Source organism: Kitasatospora sp. NPDC048662 (genome assembly GCF_055587065.1).
In genome coordinates this window covers 44,484-65,381 of record NZ_JBVJHA010000015.1, presented here as the reverse complement: position 1 = coordinate 65,381, position 20,898 = coordinate 44,484, and the positions used below count along the sequence as shown (strand labels likewise).

Genomic DNA, 20,898 nt, shown 5'->3' with positions numbered 1-20,898 from the left:
GCTTATGCGGGCCAAACGCTACTCCATCCTTATGCGGCACTCACGGGCAGCCCCCGCTAACGCGCCGCCCGGCTACCCGATCAGCCCCCGAGGGGTGAAGCACCCCGGAAGAGCGGACGGAGTCGCAGGTCATGGCGGACTTCCGAGCCTCTCACGACCGAACGGGCGACCGCACTACGACACGCGGGTGACGGGCCGTCGGCTCCCCCGGAAGCCGGGAGGAATCCCCCCGTATGGGGCGTCGTCTACGGTGGCCCCGTGCCCTACTTCGACGCCGCTTCCACCGCTCCCCTGCACCCCGTCGCCCGGCAGGCGCTGCTCGCCGCCCTCGACGAGGGCTGGGCCGACCCGGCCCGGCTGCACCGCTCCGGCCGACAGGCCCGGATGCTGCTGGACGCCGCCCGGGAGACCGTCGCCGAGGCCCTCGGGGCCCGGACCGACGAGATCGTCTTCACCGCATCCGGCACCCAGGCCGTCCAGTTGGGCATCCTCGGCGCCCTGCGCGGCAACCGCCGGCGCGGCGCCCACCTGGTGCACTCCGCGGTCGAGCACTCCGCCGTGCTGCACACCGCCGAACGCTGGGAGGCCGACGGCGGCAGCTCCACCGCCGTCCCGGTCGATCGTCACGGCCGGGTGGACGCCGCCGAGTTCGCCGCCGCGCTGCGGCCGGACACCGCGCTGGCCGTTCTGCAGTCCGCCAACCACGAGGTCGGCACCCTGCAGCCGGTCACCGAGACCGCCGCGCTGAGCGGGGACGTCCCGCTGCTGGTGGACGCCGCGCAGAGCGCCGGCCGGCTGCCGGTGCCCGGCGGCTGGTCGGTGCTGACGGCCAGCGCGCACAAGTGGGGCGGCCCGGCCGGCGTCGGGGTGCTGGCGGTCCGCAAGGGCGTCCGGTACGTCTCGCCGCTGCCCGCCGACGACCGGGAGAACGGCCGGGTCCCGGGCTACGTCAACGTCCCCGCGATCGTGGCCGCCGCCGCCTCGCTGCGCGCCGTCCGGGCCGAGGCCGAGGCCGAGAACGCCCGGCTGCACGCCCTGGTCGAACTGATCCGGCGCCGGGTCCCGCAGCTGGTCCCCGCGGTGGAGGTGGTCGGCCACCCCGAGCTCCGGCTCCCCCACCTGGTCACCTTCTCCTGCCTGTACGTGGACGGCGAGGTGCTGCTCGGCGAGCTCGACAGGGCCGGCTTCGCGGTCAACTCCGGCTCCTCCTGCACCTCCAGCACGTTGACGCCCAGCCACGTCCTGGCCGCGATGGGCGTCCTCACCGAGGGCAACGTCCGCGTCTCGCTCCCCCCGGGCAGCGCCGCCGCCGACGTGGAGCGCTTCCTCGACGTGCTCCCCCGCGTCGTCGCCGAGATCCGCGCCCCGCTCGGCCTCGACCTCCCCGCCCCGGCCGGCACCACCGCCGACGCCCTGGTCCTCGACACCCTCGGCAAGCGCTGCCCGCTGCCGGTCATCGAGCTCGCCAAGCGCATCCCCGAGGTCGCCCCCGGCGGCCGCATCGCCGTCCTCTCCGACGACGAAGCGGCCCGCCACGACATCCCCGCCTGGTGCGAGATGTGTGGCCACACCTACGCGGGCGAGACCCCGGCCACCGAATACGGCGCCGATCACGGCACGGCGTACGTCGTGGTCAAGCAGTCAGGGGCCCGGGGAACGGCCGGGACGTGACTGCCGGCGGGCAACGGGGGACTCCGACCGTCAGCGGTCTCGGCCTCGCGTTCCCCCGAGCCCCTGAATACTTACAGCTTGGTGCGGATCTCGGCGGCCGCCTCCGGCCCGTACGCCGCCTCGAAGCGCTTCAGGAAGTGGCCGCCGCGCAGCTCGTACTCCTGGGTGCCGACGGTCTCGATGACCAGGGTCGCCAGCATGCAGCCGACCTGCGCGGCGCGCTCCAGGCCGAGGCCCCAGGAGAGGCCGGCCAGGAAGCCGGCCCGGAAGCCGTCGCCGACGCCGGTGGGGTCGGCCTTGAGCTCCTCCTCGGCGCAGCCGACCAGGATGTCGGGCTCGCCCTCGCGCTGGATGCGCACGCCCTTCGCGCCGAGGGTGGTGACCCGGGTGCCGACGCGGCGCAGGATCTCGTCCGAGGACCAGCCGGTCTTGGACTCGATCAGTGCGGCTTCGTACTCGTTCGTGAACAGGTAGGCCGCGCCGTTGACGATCTCCCGGATTTCCTCGCCCTCCAGGCGGGCGAGCTGCTGGGAGGGGTCGGCGGCGAAGGCATAGCCGCGGGTGCGGCACTCCTGGGTGTGCCGCACCATCGCGGCGGGGTCGTCCGCGCCGATCAGGACCAGGTCGAGGCCGCCGACGCGGTCGGCGATCGGCTTCAGCTCGATGTTGCGGGCCTCCGCCATCGCGCCGGTGTAGAAGGACGCGATCTGGTTGTGGTCCTCGTCGGTGGTGCACATGAACCGGGCGGTGTGCCGGGTCTCGGAGATGTGCACGGCGTCGGTGTCCACGCCGTGCCGGTCGAGCCAGCTGCGGTACTCGGCGAAGTCCGCGCCGGCCGCGCCGACCAGGATCGGGCGCAGGCCGAGCACGCCCATGCCGAAGGCGATGTTGCCGCCGACGCCGCCGCGGCGGATGTCCAGGGTGTCGACCAGGAACGACAGGGACACCGTGTGCAGCTGCTCGGGGACCAGTTGGTCGGAGAAGCGGCCGGGGAAGGTCGTCAGGTGGTCGGTGGCGATCGAGCCGGCGACGGCGATGCGCACGGGGGTACTCCTCGGGCGGCCCGGCGGTGGCCGGAGCGACGAACATCAACTCACCTAAGGTACCCGCCCGATCCGGTACTACCGATGGGTAGGCCTGTCGCCGGGGCCCGGAGCGTCCTAGGGTCGCGAGTACGGGGGCCGGACGCGGCCCCCGTCCAGTCCGCGGTGCCGTGGCCGCGGCGCGGCGATCGGAGCTGAGTTCCGCATGGTGATCGATCACTCCCCCCGCCGACTGCTCACCGGCCCGGACGAGGCCGACGCCGAGTCGCTGGCCGATCTGCTGGACTCCTCGCGGCGGCTGGGCCGGTTCTGGCCGGCCACCGGTCCGGGTCCGGTGCGGTCGGTGCCGGCGGCGCTTGGCGTCCGGGTGCCGGTGGAGGCGCGCCGGGTGGTGGCGGGGATGCCGGAGTTCGGCGAGTAGCGGGAACCGGTTTCCTCCCGAACACGTCGAACCGGCGCGGTGCCGCTCCCGGTGGTGCCGCGCGACCCCCGGGAGGAACGCAGATCATGGACGACAGGACCGCAGCCGTCTCCGCCAAGCCCTCGCACGCGCGCCGGACCGTCCTGGCGCTCGCCGCCGCGTCCCTCGCCGCCGGGCTGTTGGCCGCGTGCGGCAGTTCCGGTTCGCCGACCTCGGCCTCACCCGCGCCGACCGCGGCCGGCGACGCGACCCCCGGCCCGGGAACCGCGGCCCCCGACTCGCCGTCCGCCTCCCCGTCCCCGAGCGCCGGTACCGGTACCGGCCAGCCCTCGCCGACCGGTCCCGGGATCGCCGTGGGCGAGCGCCCGCCGACGGCGGTGAAGATCCCCGTGACGGGTTACCGGCAGGACAGCCCCACCCAGTTGACGGTGTTCTACACGGCCGGGGTGTGCGACAAGTACGGGGTGCGCCTGGAGGAGGACGCCCCGCCGACCGTGAAGCTGCGGATCGTGGTCACCAAGACCGCCGAGCCCGGCCAGGCCTGCCCGCAGCTGATGAAGGAGCAGCAGGCGACGGTCACCCTGCCCCGGCCGATGAACGGCGGCGGTGTGGTGGACACCGCCACCGGCGACCAAGTCCCGCCGCAGGGCGACTCGGTGGGCAACGGCGGCCCGCGCTGACCCCGGAAAGCCCCGAGGGCGGCTCCCCGAGTGGGGAGCCGCCCTCGTCGTTCGCGCCGTAAGAGGGCTTAGCTGAACGAGTCGCCGCAGGCGCAGGAGCCGGTGGCGTTTGGGTTGTCGATGGTGAAGCCCTGCTTCTCGATGGTGTCGACGAAGTCGACGGTGGCGCCGCCCAGGTACGGGGCGCTCATCCGGTCGGTGACGACCTTGACACCGTTGAAGTCCTTGACGACGTCGCCGTCCAGCGAACGCTCGTCGAAGAACAGCTGGTAGCGCAGGCCCGAGCAGCCACCGGGCTGCACGGCGACGCGCAGCGACAGGTCCTCGCGGCCCTCCTGCTCCAGCAGGCTCTTGACCTTGGCCGCGGCGGCATCGGTGAGGAGGATGCCACTCTCGACGGTGGTCTCGTCCTGGACGGTCATGCTTACTCCCGGTCTGTGACGACTGTGATCCGCCAGTGCCAACCAGCGGCCTCCCGGATTCATTTCCGGGAGGTGGTGCGTTCGGGGGACATTTTTCGTCGCCCACTCCCCCACGTACCCCATGCTCGCACAACCGGGCGGAGGCGGTCACCGCCCTCTTGGGCAAACCGCTACCGCCCGCGTGGTGGGCACAGCAGGATGTGACGGTGATCATTCGTCAGCTGAGAGACACCGCCCAGGACGCCGAAGCGGTGAACCGGGTCTCCCGGGCGGCGTTCCGCGACCTGGACGGGCGGCCGCTGGACGCCGAGCCGGAGCCCGGGGACGCGGCGGCCCGGGTCCGCCGGCTCGCGCGCTCGCGTCACCTGGCCGTCACCGACCCGCAGGGGTGCTGGATCGCGGAGCAGGACGGCGAGCCGGTGGGGGCGGCGCTGTCGCTGCGCCGCGAGGGCGTGTGGGTGCTGGCGCTGTTCGTGGTGCTGCCGTCCGCGCAGGGCAAGGGCGTGGGGCGACTGCTGCTGGAGCGGGCCGCCGCGTACGGGCGGGGCTGCCTGCGCGGGATGCTGTGCGCCTCGCCGTCCCCGGCGGCGGCGCGGCGTTACCGGGCGGCCGGGTTCACGCTGCATCCGACGATGCGGCTGACCGGCCGGGTGGACCGGGAGCGGCTGCTGGACCCGGGGGACATTCCGGTGCACGCGGGCAACGCCTCGCACCTGCACCTGCTGGACTCGGTGGACCGGCGGCTGCGGGGCGCGGCGCACGGCCCGGACCACCTGTTCATGCTGGCGCACTTCGAGGAGCTGCTGATCGCGGACACCCTGGCCGGTACCGGCTACTGCTACCGGGACGGCGGGACCGTCCAGCTGGTGGCCGCGACCTCGAAGCGGATCGCCACCCGGCTGCTGCGGGAGGCGCTGGCCCGGGTGCCGGAGGGCGTCGAAGCGGAGGTGTCGTTCCTGACCGCCGAGCAGGAGTGGGCGGTGGACGTGGGCCTCGACCTGGGCCTGTCGCTGACCACCCGCGGGTACCTGGCGGTCCGCGGGATGCGCCCGCCGGCGCCGTACGTGCCGAACGGCGGCTACCTGTAGCCGCCGTTCTCACGCGTCCGTCACCGCATGGTGTCGAGGATCTCCTGGACCATCTCCATGGTGGTGCCGGGGTGCAGGAAGGCGAACCGGGCGACGGTCTCGCCGTCCCAGCCGGTCGGGGTGACGAAGCCGATCTGGTCGGCGAGCAGTTGCCGGGACCAGCGGTAGTAGTCGTCGTGGGTCCAGCCGGTGCGGCGGAAGCACACCGCGGTGAGCTGCGGGTCGTGGAGCAGTTCGAGGTGTTCGGTGTCGCGGATCAGCTGCGCGGTGTCCTTGGCCAGCCGCAGGCCGGTCTCGATGGCGTCGGTGTAGGCCTGGACGCCGTGGACGGCGAGCGAGAACCAGAGCGGGAGGCCGCGGGCGCGCCGGGTGAGGTGGTAGGCGTAGTCGGTGGGGTTCCACTCGTCGCCCTCGGTGTGCAGGACGTCCAGGTAGCCGGCGTCCTGGGTGTGCACGGCGCGGGCCAGGCGCGGGTCGCGGTAGAGCAGCGCGGCGCAGTCGAACGGGGCGAACAGCCACTTGTGCGGGTCGACCACGAAGGAGTCGGCGTGCTCGATGCCGTTGTAGCGCTCGCGCACCGAGGGGGCGAGCAGTCCGGCGCCGCCGTACGCGCCGTCCACGTGGAACCAGAGTTCGCGTTCGCGGGCGACCTCGGCGATGCCGGCGAGGTCGTCGATGATGCCCTCGTTGGTGGTGCCGGCGGTGCCGACCACGGCGATGACGGTCTCGGGGTGCGGGTCGGCGTCGAGGGCGGCGCGCAGCGCGGCGCCGGTGAGGCGGCGCTCGACGGCGGGGACGGGGAAGGCCTCGACGCCGATGATGTTGAAGGTGTTCTTGACCGAGGAGTGCACCTGGTCGGCGACGGCGATCCGCAGCCGGGCCCCGGGGCCGAGGTTCAGCCGGCGGCGGGCGGTGTCGCGGGCGACCACCAGCGCGGACAGGTTGCCGGCCGAGCCGCCGGAGACGAAGACGCCGCCGGCCGTGGCGGGCAGCCCGGCCCGGTCGGCTATCAGGCGCAGCACCTGGTTCTCGGCGGCGATCGCACCGGCCGCCTCCAGCCAGGAGATGCCCTGCAGGGAGGCGCAGGAGACCACCATGTCGAACAGCAGCGCGGCCTTGGTGGGGGCGCACGGGATGAAGGACAGGTAGCGGGGGCTGTCGGCGGAGATGACGGCGCGGGACAGCTCGTGGTCGTACAGCCTGAGCACGTCGGCGGGGCTGTTGCCGTGGTCGTTCAGCAGCCCGGCGAGCACGTCCCGCAGGTGGGCGCCGTCGCCGGGGTGGTCGAGCGGGACGGGGTCGTACTGGAGCCGTTCGCGCATGTAGTCGAAAACCAGCTCGACCAGTTCGTCGTCCGGCTTGTGCATGCGGTCGGGCGCTGCGTACACGGGTGTCCTCTTCGCTGCTGCGGTGCGTGGGGGTCGTGATCAGCGTAGGCAGCGGGGCAGAGCGGGCGCGCGTCGGAACGGGGCCGGTCAGGGCCGGTTTCGTGCGTGTTCGGGGGGTGCGGCGCAGGATTCCTGCGTCAGATGAGCTGGGAGAGCACCACGGAAGAACGGCTGCGCTGGACGCCGGGCTCCTTGCGGATGCGTTCGATGACGGCTTCCAGGTGGCGGGTGTCGGCGGCCCGCAGGTGGACAAGCGCGTCGGGGTCGCCGGTGACCGTCCAGGCGGCGGCGACCTCGGGGAACTGGCGCAGCGAGGCGAGCAGCTCCTCGGGCGAGGTGCGGGGCCGGCAGTAGACCTCGACGAACGCCTCGGTGCCCCAGCCGAGCAGTGCGGGGTCGAGCACCACGGTGAAGCCGCGGACCACGCCGCGTGCCCGCAGCCGGTCGATGCGGCGGCGGACGGCGGTGGCGGACAGGTTGGTGAGCAACCCGATCTCGGCGTAGGAGGCGCGGCCGTCGCGGCTGAGGTGCTCCAGCAGCAGGCGGTCGGTGTCGTCGAGGGCCTGTCCGATCACCGCCTGGCCGAGGTCGGGCGGCCGGTGGGTGCTCATGGCGGGGCTCCACGGGTGGTACGGGTGAGGGTGGGCGAGCCGCGGCCCCCGCTCAGGGGCGGACTCTGCGGGCCCATTCTCGCCGACGCCGGGCGCCGTTCAGTCCACCAGCAGCACGATCTTGCCGCGGGTGCGCCCTTCGGCGTTGAGGGCCTGGGCGGAGGCGGCCTGGCCGAGCGGAAAAGTGGAGGCGACCGGGACGGTGAGCAACCCGTCGTCCGCGAGCCGGGCGACGGCGGCCAGGTCCTCGGGGTCGGGGCGGGTCCAGATGTAGTGGCCGCCGAGCGCGGTGACCCGGTAGTCGACGGTGGAGGCGATCCGGGCCGGGTCCTTGACCAGGGCGGTGGAGACTTCGAGGGTGTCGCCGCCGACCAGGTCGAGGGCCGCGTCCACCCCGTCGGGGGCGAGGGCGCGGACGCGTTCGGCCAGGCCCTGGCCGTACTCGACGGGTTCGGCGCCGAGGCCGCGCAGGTAGGTGTGGTTGTGCGGGCCGGCGGTGCCGATCACCCGGGCCCCGAGGGCGGTGGCGATCTGGACGGCGAGCGAGCCGACGCCGCCCGCCGCGGCGTGGATCAGCACGCTCTCGCCGCGGCGCACCCGCAGCGCGTTCACCAGCGCCTGCTGCGCGGTGAGCCCGGCGGTGGGCAGGCCGCCGGCCTCGGCCCAGCCGAGTGCCGCGGGTTTGCGGGCCAGGGTGCGGACGGGGGCGGCGACGAGTTCGGCGTAGGTGCCGTACCCGATGACGTCCTTGCGGACGTAGCCGATCACCTCGTCGCCGGGCCGGAACTCGGTGACGGCGCCGCCGACCGCCTGCACCACGCCGGCCAGGTCGAAGCCCATGATCAGCGGGAAGCACACGTCGAGGATGCCGTCGAGGTGCCCTTCGCGGATCTTCCAGTCGACGGGGTTGACGCCGACCGCGCGGGTGCGGACGAGCACGGAGTCGGGGCCGACCTTGGGGTCCGGGAGTTCGGTGTACTCGACCACGTCGGGGCCGCCGTAGCGGTTGATCGCGATTGCCTTCATGGCCCCAGCCAACCGGCGGCACGGCGGGTTCTCGCGCGGGAAGCCTCCATCCCGGTGAGCGGTCCTCGTCACATCGACAGGACGGCCATCGTCAGGCTGACGAGAACCGGTTATCATAGATAGCGTCAGATAGACGAGAAGGCTGGTCGGGAACGATCCGGCCGCATCAGGAGGGCACCCGCCCGTGACCACCACCACCGAGACCTACGGCGTCGACCCCACCGCCTCGCCGCTCGCCCTGCTGCTGCTCGGCCGGGAGGCCGACCCGAACAGCGAGCGCGGCGTGGAGTGCCCCGGCGACCTGCCCGCCGCCTCCGACCCGGACCTGGTGGCGCGCGCCCGCGCCGCCAAGGAGAAGCTGGGCGACCGGGTCTTCATCCTGGGCCACCACTACCAGCGCGACGAGGTCATCGAGTTCGCCGATGTCACCGGCGACTCCTTCAAGCTGGCCCGGGACGCCGCGGCCCGCCCGGAAGCCGAGTACATCGTCTTCTGCGGCGTGCACTTCATGGCCGAGTCCGCCGACATCCTCACCTCCGAGCGCCAGCAGGTCGTGCTGCCGGACCTCGCCGCGGGCTGCTCGATGGCCGACATGGCCACCGCCGAGCAGGTCGCCGAGTGCTGGGACGTGCTCACCGACGCGGGCGTCGCGGACGTCACCGTGCCGGTCTCGTACATGAACTCCTCCGCCGACATCAAGGCCTTCACCGGCAAGCACGGCGGCACCATCTGCACCTCCTCCAACGCCAAGCGGGCGCTGGAGTGGGCGTTCGAGCAGGGGCAGAAGGTGCTGTTCCTGCCGGACCAGCACCTGGGCCGCAACACCGCGGTGCTGGAGATGGGCTTCTCCCTGGAGGACTGCGTCCTCTACAACCCGCACAAGCCGAACGGCGGCCTGACCGCCGAGCAGCTGCGCGACGCGAAGATGATCCTGTGGCGCGGCCACTGCTCGGTGCACGGCCGGTTCAACCTGGACTCGGTCAACGAGGTGCGCGAGCGGATCCCCGGCGTCAACGTACTGGTGCACCCCGAGTGCCGGCACGAGGTGGTCACCGCCGCCGACCAGGTCGGCTCGACCGAGTACATCATCAAGGCGCTGGACGCCGCCGAGCCCGGCTCCAAGTGGGCCATCGGCACCGAGCTGAACCTGGTCCGCCGCCTGGCCAAGGCGCACCCGGACAAGGAGGTCGTCTTCCTCGACCGCACGGTGTGCTTCTGCTCCACCATGAACCGGATCGACCTGCCGCACCTGGTGTGGGCGCTGGAGTCGCTCGCCGAGGGCCGGGTCCCGAACGTGATCACGGTGGACGCGGAGACCGAGAAGTACGCCAAGGCCGCGCTGGACCGCATGCTGGCCCTGCCGTAACGATTCGCCGCACCGGCTTCGGGCACGCGAGAGGGCGGGCACCCCCTGGGGGGGTGCCCGCCCTCTCGTCACGAACGGCGCCCGAACTACTCCGGGATGCCCGGGATCAGGCCGTCGCCCTCGGCCCGCAGCAGCTCACGAACCTGCTCCAGGGACGCCTCGGCGTCCGGCAGGATCAGGTCCGACGGCTCCAACGACTCCGGCGGCAGCGGCGTGCCGACCTCCCGGACGGCCGCCAGCAGCTCGCCGAGGGCAGCCTTGAAGGCACCCTCGTCGCCCGCCTCGACGGCCTGAAGCAGCTCGTCGTCCAGCTGGTTCAGCCGGTTCAGGTCGTCATCCGCGACCTCGAACTGCCCCTCACCCAAGACCCGCATGATCATGCTGGTGCGTCTCCCCTGCTCGCGGGCTTACTTGCGGTAGTTGATGGTGGGCGGCGGGGTGTCGTTCTTCCCCTGCTCGATCGCCTGCGGCTGGGAGGCGGGGGTGCCGCCCGTCAGCTCGGCCTTCATCCGGGCCAGCTCCAGCTCGACGTCGTTGCCGCCGGCCACCCGCTCCAGCTCGGCCTCGATGTCGTCCTTGCGGCCCAGGCCGCTGGCGTCGTCGAGCGCGCCGGAGGCCAGCAGCTCGTCGATCGCGCCCGCGCGGGCCTGCATCTGCGCGGTCTTGTCCTCGGCCCGCTGGATCGCCAGGCCCACGTCGCCCATCTCCTCCGAGATGCCGGAGAAGGACTCGGCGATCCGGGTCTGCGCCTGGGCGGCGGTGTAGGTGGCCTTGATGGTCTCCTTCTTGGTGCGGAAGGCGTCCACCTTGGCCTGGAGACGCTGGGAGGCGAGCGTGAGCTTCTCCTCCTCGCCCTGCAGGGCCTGGTACTGCGTCTCCAGGTCGGTGATCTGGGACTGCAGGTTGGCCTTGCGGCTGAGCGCCTCGCGCGCCAGGTCCTCACGGCCGAGGGACAGCGCCTTGCGGCCCTGGTCCTCGTACTTCGAGGACTGCTGCTGCAGCTGCGTCAGCTGGAGCTCCAGGCGCTTGCGGGAGGTGGCCACGTCGGCGACGCCCCTGCGCACCTTCTGCAGCAGTTCCAGCTGCTTCTGGTAGGAGTAGTCGAGCGTTTCGCGCGGGTCCTCCGCCCGGTCCAAGGCCTTGTTCGCCTTGGAGCGGAAGATCAGCCCCATACGCTTCATGATTCCGTCGCTCATGGGCCTCGATAGCCCCCTTCTTCGGGCCTGGGTTTGCGTCTCGTGACAGGTCGAGTGTATGCGCGACGGGCTCCCCGGCGCAGTCCACCAGCCAGCAACAATGCTGCTACAGCGGGCGTCCGTTCGGCATCGTCCTCACGATCGATATCGGTTCGCATCCGGGGCCGGGCCGGAAAGCGGCCGGTCAACCCGTACGCTGGGAGTGTGTTTCGACGCCGCTCCGATGACTCCGCCGCCTCCTCGTCCGTCACTTTGACGAAGGAGGAAGAGCGGCTGCCCCGCGACCCGCAGGCCCCGAAGGGCCGGCCCACGCCCAAGCGCAGTGAGGCCGAGGCCAACCGGAAGACCCGGGTCTCCGTTCCCAAGGACCGCAAGGAGGCCGCCCGCCAGGCCCGCGAGCGGATGCGCGCCGAGCGGGAGAAGCAGCGCACCGCGCTGCTGGAGGGCGACGAGCGCGCCCTGCCGGCCCGTGACAAGGGCCCCGTGCGCCGCTACGTCCGCGACTTCGTCGACTCCCGCTGGGCCGCGGCCGAGTTCTTCCTGCCGTACGCCGTCGTGGTGCTGGTGCTCAGCATCACCAAGGTGCAGAGCCTGCAGCTGCTCTCCACGCTGCTGTTCATGATCTTCTTCGTGGTGGTCATCCTCGACTTCGTCCGGCTCGGCTTCACGCTGCGCAAGGGCCTCGCCGAGCGCTTCCCGAACGACAACACCCGCGGCGCCGTGATGTACGGCCTGATGCGCACCCTGCAGATGCGCCGCCTGCGGCTGCCCAAGCCGATGGTCAAGCGGGGCGAGCGGCCCTGACCGCGGAAGCCGTTCCGCCGTACTGGGCCCCGCCGGCGCAGCAGCCGGTCGGGGCCTTCGGCACGCCGGGCATCCCCGCCCAGTACGGGTTGCCGCGCGGCCGGCACGGACGGCTGCCGGCCCGCGGCGGCCCGTACCACAGCGGGGCCGGCGAATGGCTGGAGCGGCACGGCGGACTGCACAACCTGGTCCGCCAGGAACTGGTGACCCGGCAGCTCGCCGAGCAGCTCACCCGCGGCACCGCGCTGCGGGTGCTGGACGTCGGCTGCGCCGACGGCACCCAGGCGCTGCGCCTGGCCCGCGCCGGGCACTTCGTCACCGGCATCGACCCGGACCCGAACATCCTCGCCGTCGTCCACGAGGCGCTGGCCGCCGAGCCGCCCGAGGTCCGCGAGCGGGTCCAGCTGCTCACCGGTGACGGCCACCAGGTCGGCCGCTGGTTCGGGCCGCGCAGCTTCGACCTGGTGCTCTGCCACGGCACCCTGATGTACCTGCCCGACCCGGACCCGATGCTCGCCTCGGTGGCCCGCATCCTGGCCCCCGGCGGGCTGCTCTCCCTGCTGGTGCGCAACGGCGACGCGCTGGCCATGCGGGCCGGACTGACCGGCGACTGGCGGGCCTGCCAGGAAGCCTTCGACACCACCCGCTACACCAACCGCCTCGGCCTGCCCGCCCGCGCCGACCGGCTCGCCGAACTCTCCACCACCCTCGCCGAGTTCGCCGTCCCCGTCCGCCACTGGTACGGGGTGCGGGTGTTCACCGACACCATGCCGGACGAGGCCGCCCCGGTGGACGGCCGCCAGCTCGGCCAGCTGCTGGACGCCGAGGAACGGGCCGGCAAGCAGGACCCGTACCGGCACGTCGCCGCGCTGCTGCACGTGGTCGGGGCGAAGTGACCCCGGACGAACCGGCGGGGCGTCAGCCCTCGTGCAGGCTCATCGGGTAGACGTCCCGGCCGTCCTCGACCAGCACCACCTGGTCGACGCCGTCGTCCAGCAGCGTCTTCCACTCCTCGCCGATCCAGGTCTCGGCGTCGCCCTGGCTGGAGAACTCCTCGGCGCCGCCGTCCTGGGCCACCACGGTGCCGTCGCTCTTCTCGTACCGCCAGGTCCACACCATGCCGGGCTCCTCCGGATCGCACGCTGCTGCTGAAGGGTTGCGACAGTAGCGTGCCCAGCTGGGATACGGGCATGCGCCGTCCGGCAGGATGATCGCATGGCTCTCCCCCGCACCCTGCTGCTCGGCGGCGCCCGCTCCGGCAAATCCACCCACGCCGAGCAGCTGCTCGCCACGTGTCCCGACGTCCTGTACGTCGCCACCTCCGGCACCCGCGACGGCGACCCCGACTGGGCGCACCGCGTCGAACTGCACCGCGCCCGGCGGCCGGACGGCTGGCGCACCGCCGAGACCTGCGAGCTGGAGGCCGTGCTCGCCGACCGGAGCGACCCGGCGCCGGTGCTGATCGACTGCCTGGCGCTGTGGCTGACCGCCGTGATGGACGAGCACGACGCCTGGGACGACGAACGGTGGTCGGCCGGCGGCCGGGAGGCCGTCGAGGCGCGCTGCGCGGCACTGGCCGCGGCCTGGGCCGGCACCCGGCGGACCGTCGTCGCGGTCTCCAACGAGGTCGGCATGGGCGTGGTCCCCGCCACCGCCTCCGGACGGCGCTTCCGGGACACCCTCGGACGGCTCAACATGGCCGTCGCCGACGCCTCCGAGCAGGTGCTGCTGGTGGTCGCCGGACAGGTGCTGACCATCAAAGCGGCGGCCGTGTAGATTGCCGAGCGATGGACACCACCGTGGATCTCGACACTTTCTCCTCGCTCGTCGAACGGCCTGACGAGAGTGCGCGGCGCGGCGCCGAGGAGCGCTGGCAGCAGTTGGCCATGCCGCGCGGCGGCCTGGGCCGGCTCCAGGAGCTGGCGGCCTGGCTGGCGTCCGCACAGGGCGAGGCACCGACCCGTCCGCTGCGCACCAGCAAGGTCCTGCTGTTCGCCGCCGACCACGGCGTCGCCTCGCTCGGCATCTCCACCCTCGACGCCCGCGGCGGCACCGCCGACCGGGTCCGCGCCGTGCTCGACGGCACCGCGCCGGTGACCGTGCTGGCCCGCCGCTACGGCGCGGACGTCCGGGTGGTCGACATCGCGGTGGACGCCGACCCCGCCGAGTTCCCCGAAGAGGTCGTCCGCCACCGCGTCCGGCGCGGCTCCGGCCGGATCGACGTCGAGAACGCGCTCACCCTCGACGAAGCCACCCGGGCCTTCCGGGCCGGCATGGCCGTCGCCGACGAGGAGGCCGACGCCGGAACCGACCTGGTCCTCCTCGGCGACCTCGGCGTCGGCTCCACCACCGTCGCCGCCGTCCTGATCGGCGCCCTGTGCGGCACCGACGCCGCCGCCGTCACCGGCCGCGGCTCCGGCATCGACGACCGGGTCTGGATGGTCAAGTGCGCCACCATCCGTGACGCGCTGCGCCGGGCCCGCCCCGTGCTCGGCGACCAGCTGGCGCTGCTCGCCGCGACCGGCGGCGCGGACTTCGCGGCGATCACCGGGTTCCTGCTGCAGGCGGCCGTCCGCAAGCTTCCCGTCGTGCTCGACGGGGTGGTCTCCGCGGCCTGCGGGCTGGTCGCGCAGCGGATCGCCTTCCGCGCCCCCGAGTGGTGGCGGGCCGCCGCGCTCACCGGCGAACCCGCCCAGGCCAAGGCGTACGACCGGCTCACCCTGACGCCGCTCCAGGACGCCGGCGTCACCATGGGCGAGGGCATCTCCGCGGTACTGGCGCTGCCGCTCCTCCAGGCCGCGACGGACACCCTCGCCGAGCCCACGGCCGTCCCGAGCGCGAAGCCGCTGCCGCCGCGGGCGCCGGCGAAGCTGCCTACGGCGGCGGAGCTGCTGGGTCGCTACTGAGCCGGTGAGCAACGAGAACGCACAGCCCGGGGCGGAGCGCGCGGAGAGTCTCTCGGTGGCGGGCTCCACGTCGTCGTCCTCCGGCTTCGCGCAGTCTCCGCTTTCGCACCCGCCTGCGCAGGGCACGGTGCCGGCGGGGCTGAGGTTCGCGTTCGGAACGTTGACGGTGTTTCGGGTGCGGGTGCACCGGTGGGACCGGGCGGCCGGGGGTGTGGCGATGGTGCTCGCGCCGGTGGTCGGGGTTGTGGTGGGGGTGCTGGCGGGTGCGGTGGGCGCGCTGGTCGCGTGGCGGGGCGGGGCGTGGCTGGGGGCGGTCGCGGTGGTGGCTGTCGGGGCGGTGGTGACGCGGGGACTGCACCTGGACGGGGTCGCGGATGTCGCGGACGGGCTGGGCAGTGGCAAGCCCGCCGAGGACGCGTTGCGGATCATGAAGCAGTCGGACATCGGGCCGTTCGGCGTGCTGACCCTCATACTGCTGATGCTCACTCAAATCACCGTCCTGGCAGGGCAGTTCGGGATCTCGCCAGGGCGCGGGGCACTCGCCGCGGCCGTCGCCGCGACCGCGGGCCGGGTGGCGCTGGCGTGGGGGTGCCTGCGGTCGGTGCCGGCCGCCCGGCCCGGGGGGCTGGGGGCGATGGTGGCGGGCACGGTGCGTCCGGTGGCGGCGGTGGCGGTGACGCTGCTGGTGGCCGCCGCGGCAACGGCGCTGCGGTGGCAGTGCGGGGTGGCCGTGGTGCTCGGACCGGTGGTCGCGGCGGGCCTGTTGCGACGGTGTGTGCGGCGCTTCGGCGGGGTGACGGGTGACGTGCTGGGGGCGCTGGTGGAGACCTCGGCGACGGCGACGCTGGTGGCACTCGCGCTGACCTGACGGCACGTCCGCGCAAGAACTCACGCACCGTCACGACTTGCGCCGGTTCGTGCACGGGGGCAGGCGGGGCGGCGCGATCCCAATATGCGGACTACCATGCGGTGAGCACCCTGGCCCCATGCCCCGTTTTGCCGCGGAGTCTGCCTGGGTTTTGCCGGTCGGCAACGGAGCCGTCACCGGCCGTGGACCGCGAAAGAACAGGACGCATTTGTCGTGACTGCACTGTCTGTGAGCACCTCCTCCGCCGCGAGCCTGCGCGCGGATGCCCTGGTGATCGGTGTCGCGAAGGGCCCCAAGGGCCTGGTCGTGGCGGCCGGCGCCGAGGCGGTCGTCGAGGCGTTCGAGGGCAAGCTGGCCGAGGTCCTCACCACCCTGGGCGCCACCGGTGCCGAGGGTGAGGCGGTCAAGCTTCCCGCTCCGGCCGGGCTGAAGGCTCCGCTGGTGCTGGCCGTCGGCCTGGGCGACGCCGCTGACGGCGCGTTCGGCGCCGAGGAGCTGCGCAAGGCCGCCGGTACGGCCGCCCGCACCCTGGCCGGTTCGAAGAAGGCCGCGCTGGCGCTGCCGGCCGGCTCCGCCGAGGACGTCGAGGCGATCGCGCTGGGCGCCCTGCTCGGCTCGTACGCGTTCGGCACCTACAAGGCCGAGGTGGCGAAGGCCCCCGTCGCCGAGCTGGTCGTGCTGACCGACCGCAAGGGCTCGAAGGACGCCAAGGCCGCCGTCGAGCGCGCCACGGCGATCGGCGAGGAGATGAACCGGGCCCGTGACCTGGTCAACACCGCCCCGAACGACCTGAACCCGAAGTCCTTCGCCGCGATCGCCCAGGCGGCCGGCAAGGAGCACGGCCTGAAGGTCGAGGTGCTGGACGAGAAGGCGCTGACCAAGGGCGGCTTCGGCGGCATCCTCGGCGTCGGCACCGGCTCGGCCAACCCGCCCCGGCTGGTGAAGGTGGCCTACACCCACCCGAAGGCGCAGGCCTCGCTGGCGTTCGTCGGCAAGGGCATCACCTACGACTCGGGCGGCATCTCGCTGAAGCCGGCCGGCCACAACGAGACCATGAAGTGCGACATGGCCGGTGCCGCCGCGGTGTTCGCCGCCGTGGTCGCCGCCAAGCGCCTGGGCCTGCAGGTCAACGTGACGGCGTGGCTGGCGCTGGCGGAGAACATGCCGTCCGGCACCGCCACCCGCCCCGGCGACGTGCTGCGGATGTACGGCGGCAAGACCGTCGAGGTGCTGAACACCGACGCCGAGGGCCGCCTGGTGCTGGCCGACGCGATCGTCCGGGCCGGCGAGGAGCAGCCCGACGTGATCATCGACGTGGCGACCCTGACCGGCGCGATGATGGTGGCGCTGGGCAGCCGCACCTTCGGTGTGATGGCCAACGACGACGAGCTGCGCACCAAGCTGCACGAGACCGCGGGCGCGGTGGGCGAGGAATCCTGGCCGATGCCGCTGCCGGCCGACCTGCGCAAGGGCATGGTCGAGTCGACCGTCGCGGACCTGGCGAACATGGGCGAGCGGATGGGTGGCGGCCTGGTGGCCGGCCTGTTCCTGAAGGAGTTCGTCGCCGAGGGCATCGACTGGGCGCACCTGGACATCGCCGGCCCGGCGTTCAACGAGGGCAGCGCGTCCGGCTACACCCCGAAGGGCGGCACCGCCAGCGCGGTGCGCACCCTGGTCCGCTTCGCGGAGGACACCGCCGCGGGCAAGTGACCCGTTGACGTTGTGGGGCCCGGCACCTGTGGGTGCCGGGCCCCGCGCGCATTACCAGCCGGTAGCCGACCATGCCAATCCGGCCACCTGTTCGCCTCCCGCGAAACTTGATTCCGCAGAGCGGAACCGGCCCGGCGAAGCCCCCCGAACGGACTACCTCCGATTGCCGATTTCCGGGCTGTGAGCTGGGACGATACCTCGGGGACCGGGTCACCCCACCGCTCCGCGGGCCGCACCGGGGCCCGGCCGGGGCACCCTCCGACGCCACCCGCCGCCAACAAGTGCAAAGATGTATTTCCGGCATGACTGGGCGCCCTTACAAGGGCTCTCACCCACCGGACCGCGACCGGCCCGGCGATCCGCACCTTTTGCATGGAGGACGTGACGTGGCGAACGACGCCAGCACCGTTTTCGACGTAGTCATTCTCGGAGGCGGAAGCGGCGGCTACGCCGCGGCCCTCCGTGGCGCTCAGCTGGGCCTGAGCGTCGCGCTGATCGAGAAGGGTGAGCTGGGCGGCACCTGCCTGCACCGCGGCTGCATCCCGACCAAGGCGCTGCTGCACGCCGCCGAGGTCGCCGACGAGACCCGCGAAGCCGCCGACTTCGGTGTCCTCGCCACCTTCCAGGGCATCGACATCAAGGGCGTCCACAAGTACAAGGACGACGTCGTCGCCGGCCTGTACAAGGGCCTGCAGGGCCTGGTCGCCTCCCGCAAGGTCACCTTCATCCAGGGCGAGGGCCGGCTGTCCTCGCAGACCTCGGTGGACGTCAACGGCCAGCGCATCGAGGGCCGCCACATCGTCCTCGCCACCGGCTCCGTGCCGCGCTCGATCCCGGGCCTGGACATCGACGGCGACCGGATCATCTCCTCCGACCACGCGCTGAAGCTGGACTACATCCCGAAGTCCGCGATCATCCTCGGCGGCGGCGTCATCGGCTGCGAGTTCGCCTCGGTCTGGAAGTCCTTCGGCGTCGACGTCACCATCGTCGAGGGCCTGCCCCACCTGGTGCCGCTGGAGGACGAGAACTCCTCCAAGCTGCTGGAGCGCGCGTTCCGCAAGCGCGGCATCAAGTTCGAGCTGAAGTCCCGCTTCTCCGGCGTGGAGTACACCGAGAACGGTGTCCGGGTCTCCACCGAGAACGGCAAGTCCATCGAGGCCGACGTGCTGCTCGTCGCCATCGGCCGCGGCCCGGTCTCGGCCGGCCTGGGCTACGAGGAGCAGGGTGTCGCGATGGACCGCGGCTACGTCCTGGTCGACGAGTACCTGCGCACCAACGTGCCGACCATCTCCGCCGTCGGCGACCTGGTCCCGACCCTGCAGCTGGCCCACGTCGGCTTCGCCGAGGGCATCCTGGTGGCCGAGCGGATCGCCGGCCTCAAGGTCGTCCCGATCGACTACGACGGCATCCCGCGGGTGACGTACTCCAACCCCGAGGTCGCCTCCGTCGGCCTGACCGAGGCCAAGGCCGTCGAGCAGTACGGCAAGGAGAAGGTTGTCACCCTCAAGTACAACCTGGCCGGCAACGGCAAGAGCAAGATCCTCAAGACCGCCGGCGAGATCAAGCTGGTCCAGGTCAAGGACGGCGCCGTCGTGGGTGTCCACATGGTCGGCGCCCGCATGGGCGAGCAGGTCGGCGAGGCCCAGCTGATCTACAACTGGGAGGCCCTGCCCGCCGAGGTCGCGCAGCTGATCCACGCGCACCCGAGCCAGTCCGAGGCCCTGGGCGAGGCCCACCTCGCGCTGGCCGGCAAGCCGCTGCACGCGCACGACTGATCGCGCCCCCGTCCCCCTTCATTCCTGAACGCAAGACTTGATAGGAGTCGCTGGAACCATGGCGGTCTCAGTAACACTGCCCGCGCTGGGCGAGAGCGTGACCGAAGGCACCGTCACCCGCTGGCTGAAGGCCGAGGGTGAGCGCGTGGAGATGGACGAGCCGCTGCTCGAGGTCTCCACCGACAAGGTCGACACCGAGATCCCGGCGCCGGCCTCCGGCATCCTGGCCTCGATCAAGGTCGGCGAGGACGAGACCGTCGAGGTGGGCGCCGAGCTGGCGGTCATCGACGACGGCTCCGGCGCCCCGGCTGCCGCTCCGACGCCGGCCGCCGTCGAGGCTCCGGCCGCTCCGGCTGCCCCGGCCGCTCCGGCCGCTCCGGCCGCTCCGGTTGCGGAGGCCCCTGCGGCTCCCGCGCCGGTCGCCGAGGCTCCGGTCGCCGAGGCTCCGGCTGCCGCTCCGGTTGCCGCCGCCCCGGTCGCCGACGCCACCCCGGTGGTGCTGCCCGCGCTGGGCGAGTCGGTCACCGAGGGCACCGTCACCCGCTGGCTGAAGGCCGAGGGTGACACCGTCGAGGTCGACGAGCCGCTGCTGGAGGTCTCCACCGACAAGGTCGACACCGAGATCCCCTCCCCCGTGGCGGGCACCCTGGTGAAGATCCTGGTCGGCGAGGACGAGACCGCCGAGGTCGGCGCCCAGCTGGCGCTGATCGGCGCCGCGGGCGCGGTTGCCGCCGCCCCGGCCCCGGCCGCCCCCGCTGCTCCGGCCCCGGCCGCCCCCGCCGCCCCCGCTGCCCCGGCTGCCCCGGCTCCGGTGGCTGCCGCTCCGGCTCCGGTCGCTGCCCCGGCCCCCGCGCCGGTCGCGCCCGCCGCCCCGGTCGCGGCTCCGGCCGCTCCGGCCGCCCCGGTCGCCCCGGCTCCGGCCGCTCCGACTCCGGTTGCCGCCGCCCCGGTGGCCGCCGCTCCGGTCGCGGACGCCGGTGACGCCTACGTCACCCCGCTGGTGCGCAAGCTCGCCGCCGAGCACGGTGTCGCGCTGTCCTCCGTCGCCGGTACCGGTGTCGGTGGCCGCATCCGCAAGCAGGACGTCATCGCCGCCGCCGAGGCCGCGAAGGCCGCGCCGGCTCCGGTCGCCGCCCCCGCTGCCGCCGCCCCGGCGAAGGCCGCCGCCGCGCCGTCCGCGCTGCGTGGCCAGACCGTCAAGATGACCCGCATGCGCAAGGTCATCGGCGACAACATGATGAAGGCCCTGCACGAGCAGGCGCAGCTGACCAGCGTGGTCGAGGTGGACGTCACCAAGATCATGTCGCTGCGCGCGAAGGCGAAGGACTCCTTCCTGGCCCGCGAGGGCGTGAAGCTGTCCCCGATGCCGTTCTTCGTGAAGGCCGCTGCCCAGGCGCTGAAGGCCCACGCGGTCATCAACGCCCGGATCAACGAGGCCGAGGGCACCATCACCTACTTCGACACCGAGAACATCGGTATCGCGGTGGACTCCGAGAAGGGCCTGATGACCCCGGTCATCAAGGGTGCGGGCGACCTGAACATCGCCGGTATCTCGAAGAAGACCGCGGAGCTGGCCTCCAAGGTCCGTGACAGCAAGATCACCCCGGACGAGCTGTCCGGTGCGACCTTCACCATCTCCAACACCGGTTCGCGCGGCGCGCTGTTCGACACCGTCATCGTCCCGCCGAACCAGGCCGCCATCCTGGGCATCGGCGCGACCGTGAAGCGTCCCGTGGTGATCGAGGCCGACGGCGGCACCGCCATCGGCATCCGCGACATGACCTACCTGTCGCTCTCCTACGACCACCGCCTGGTGGACGGCGCGGACGCCGCCCGCTACCTGGTCGCGGTCAAGGAGATCCTGGAGGCCGGCGAGTTCGAGGTCGAGCTCGGCCTGTAAGGCATCCCCGTCAGAAGCCCCGC

Annotated in this window: 20 protein-coding genes and 1 pseudogene; 13 read left to right on the top strand and 8 right to left on the bottom strand. The window is 72.8% G+C overall.

Annotated features, from left to right (window positions below; all coding sequences use genetic code 11):
* Positions 1–258 precede the first annotated feature (258 nt).
* The gene (locus tag ACZ6R9_RS29630; protein WP_380481131.1) at positions 259–1,671 is read left to right on the top strand and encodes a cysteine desulfurase/sulfurtransferase TusA family protein; all 1,413 of its coding nucleotides are present in this window, start codon (positions 259–261) and stop codon (positions 1,669–1,671) included.
* Between the two features lie 71 nt (positions 1,672–1,742).
* Here the strand turns inward: ACZ6R9_RS29630 and ACZ6R9_RS29625 are convergent, their stop codons facing one another.
* A complete protein-coding gene (locus ACZ6R9_RS29625) occupies positions 1,743–2,714 on the bottom strand; it encodes a carbohydrate kinase family protein (RefSeq protein WP_465541547.1) in 972 nt (323 codons plus the stop codon).
* A gap of 205 nt (positions 2,715–2,919) precedes the next feature.
* On the opposite strand from ACZ6R9_RS29625, the gene ACZ6R9_RS29620 reads away from it, so the two are divergent.
* A complete protein-coding gene (locus ACZ6R9_RS29620) occupies positions 2,920–3,135 on the top strand; it encodes a hypothetical protein (protein ID WP_380481137.1) in 216 nt (71 codons plus the stop codon).
* 86 nt (positions 3,136–3,221) lie between these two features.
* Positions 3,222–3,815, top strand: a complete 594-nt coding sequence (locus ACZ6R9_RS29615) for a hypothetical protein (RefSeq protein ID WP_465541544.1) — start codon at positions 3,222–3,224, stop codon at positions 3,813–3,815.
* Between the two features lie 68 nt (positions 3,816–3,883).
* Here the strand turns inward: ACZ6R9_RS29615 and erpA are convergent, their stop codons facing one another.
* Entirely contained in the window at positions 3,884–4,237 is a 354-nt protein-coding gene (erpA, locus tag ACZ6R9_RS29610) for an iron-sulfur cluster insertion protein ErpA (RefSeq protein ID WP_380481143.1), read from the bottom strand.
* Positions 4,238–4,443: 206 nt separating this feature from the next.
* Here erpA and ACZ6R9_RS29605 point away from each other — a divergent pair, with 206 nt between their 5' ends.
* Positions 4,444–5,325 carry a GNAT family N-acetyltransferase gene (locus ACZ6R9_RS29605; protein ID WP_465541542.1) on the top strand — a complete coding sequence of 294 codons (882 nt, stop codon included), beginning with the start codon at positions 4,444–4,446 and terminating at the stop codon, positions 5,323–5,325.
* A 20-nt stretch (positions 5,326–5,345) separates the two neighbouring features.
* Here ACZ6R9_RS29605 and ACZ6R9_RS29600 read toward each other — a convergent pair whose 3' ends face one another.
* The 3 genes from ACZ6R9_RS29600 to ACZ6R9_RS29590 form a co-directional block, all read right to left on the bottom strand.
* On the bottom strand, positions 5,346–6,713 hold the full coding sequence (locus ACZ6R9_RS29600) for a pyridoxal phosphate-dependent decarboxylase family protein (RefSeq protein ID WP_465541540.1): 1,368 nt from the start codon (positions 6,711–6,713) through the stop codon (positions 5,346–5,348).
* 137 nt (positions 6,714–6,850) lie between these two features.
* Positions 6,851–7,324: an Lrp/AsnC family transcriptional regulator gene (locus ACZ6R9_RS29595; RefSeq protein WP_380481151.1), complete on the bottom strand. Its 474-nt coding sequence runs from the start codon at positions 7,322–7,324 to the stop codon at positions 6,851–6,853.
* A 99-nt stretch (positions 7,325–7,423) separates the two neighbouring features.
* A complete protein-coding gene (locus ACZ6R9_RS29590; RefSeq protein WP_380481154.1) occupies positions 7,424–8,350 on the bottom strand; it encodes an NADP-dependent oxidoreductase in 927 nt (308 codons plus the stop codon).
* Between the two features lie 184 nt (positions 8,351–8,534).
* Between ACZ6R9_RS29590 and nadA the strand changes: the two genes are divergently transcribed.
* Positions 8,535–9,716 carry a quinolinate synthase NadA gene (gene nadA, locus ACZ6R9_RS29585; protein WP_380481157.1) on the top strand — a complete coding sequence of 394 codons (1,182 nt, stop codon included), beginning with the start codon at positions 8,535–8,537 and terminating at the stop codon, positions 9,714–9,716.
* Between the two features lie 86 nt (positions 9,717–9,802).
* Here nadA and pspAA read toward each other — a convergent pair whose 3' ends face one another.
* Positions 9,803–10,096, bottom strand: a complete 294-nt coding sequence (gene pspAA / locus ACZ6R9_RS29580) for a PspA-associated protein PspAA (protein WP_380481160.1) — start codon at positions 10,094–10,096, stop codon at positions 9,803–9,805.
* Between the two features lie 27 nt (positions 10,097–10,123).
* Positions 10,124–10,897: a PspA/IM30 family protein gene (locus ACZ6R9_RS29575; protein ID WP_380481162.1), complete on the bottom strand. Its 774-nt coding sequence runs from the start codon at positions 10,895–10,897 to the stop codon at positions 10,124–10,126.
* A 219-nt stretch (positions 10,898–11,116) separates the two neighbouring features.
* Here ACZ6R9_RS29575 and ACZ6R9_RS29570 point away from each other — a divergent pair, with 219 nt between their 5' ends.
* The gene (locus ACZ6R9_RS29570; protein WP_380481165.1) at positions 11,117–11,716 is read left to right on the top strand and encodes a DUF3043 domain-containing protein; all 600 of its coding nucleotides are present in this window, start codon (positions 11,117–11,119) and stop codon (positions 11,714–11,716) included.
* A 185-nt stretch (positions 11,717–11,901) separates the two neighbouring features.
* Complete coding sequence (locus ACZ6R9_RS29565; protein ID WP_380481538.1) at positions 11,902–12,612, top strand: class I SAM-dependent methyltransferase; 711 nt, start codon at positions 11,902–11,904, stop codon at positions 12,610–12,612.
* Positions 12,613–12,634: 22 nt separating this feature from the next.
* Here the strand turns inward: ACZ6R9_RS29565 and ACZ6R9_RS29560 are convergent, their stop codons facing one another.
* Entirely contained in the window at positions 12,635–12,835 is a 201-nt protein-coding gene (locus ACZ6R9_RS29560; RefSeq protein ID WP_465541535.1) for a hypothetical protein, read from the bottom strand.
* Between the two features lie 108 nt (positions 12,836–12,943).
* Here ACZ6R9_RS29560 and cobU point away from each other — a divergent pair.
* From cobU to sucB, 6 genes and pseudogenes are all read left to right on the top strand, one after another.
* Positions 12,944–13,492, top strand: a pseudogene (gene cobU / locus ACZ6R9_RS29555) (bifunctional adenosylcobinamide kinase/adenosylcobinamide-phosphate guanylyltransferase); the annotation flags it as partial.
* Positions 13,493–13,503: 11 nt separating this feature from the next.
* Positions 13,504–14,622 (top strand): nicotinate-nucleotide--dimethylbenzimidazole phosphoribosyltransferase, encoded by a 1,119-nt coding sequence (locus ACZ6R9_RS29550; protein WP_465541533.1) that lies wholly within the window; start codon positions 13,504–13,506, stop codon positions 14,620–14,622.
* A gap of 127 nt (positions 14,623–14,749) precedes the next feature.
* Positions 14,750–15,490, top strand: a complete 741-nt coding sequence (locus ACZ6R9_RS29545; RefSeq protein WP_465541623.1) for an adenosylcobinamide-GDP ribazoletransferase — start codon at positions 14,750–14,752, stop codon at positions 15,488–15,490.
* A 213-nt stretch (positions 15,491–15,703) separates the two neighbouring features.
* Positions 15,704–17,200: a leucyl aminopeptidase gene (locus ACZ6R9_RS29540; RefSeq protein ID WP_465541531.1), complete on the top strand. Its 1,497-nt coding sequence runs from the start codon at positions 15,704–15,706 to the stop codon at positions 17,198–17,200.
* A gap of 386 nt (positions 17,201–17,586) precedes the next feature.
* Positions 17,587–18,975, top strand: coding sequence for a dihydrolipoyl dehydrogenase (lpdA, locus tag ACZ6R9_RS29535; protein WP_380481174.1), 1,389 nt, complete (start codon positions 17,587–17,589; stop codon positions 18,973–18,975).
* Positions 18,976–19,033: 58 nt separating this feature from the next.
* Positions 19,034–20,875, top strand: coding sequence for a 2-oxoglutarate dehydrogenase, E2 component, dihydrolipoamide succinyltransferase (gene sucB / locus ACZ6R9_RS29530; protein WP_465541528.1), 1,842 nt, complete (start codon positions 19,034–19,036; stop codon positions 20,873–20,875).
* The last annotated feature ends 23 nt before the right edge of the window (positions 20,876–20,898 follow it).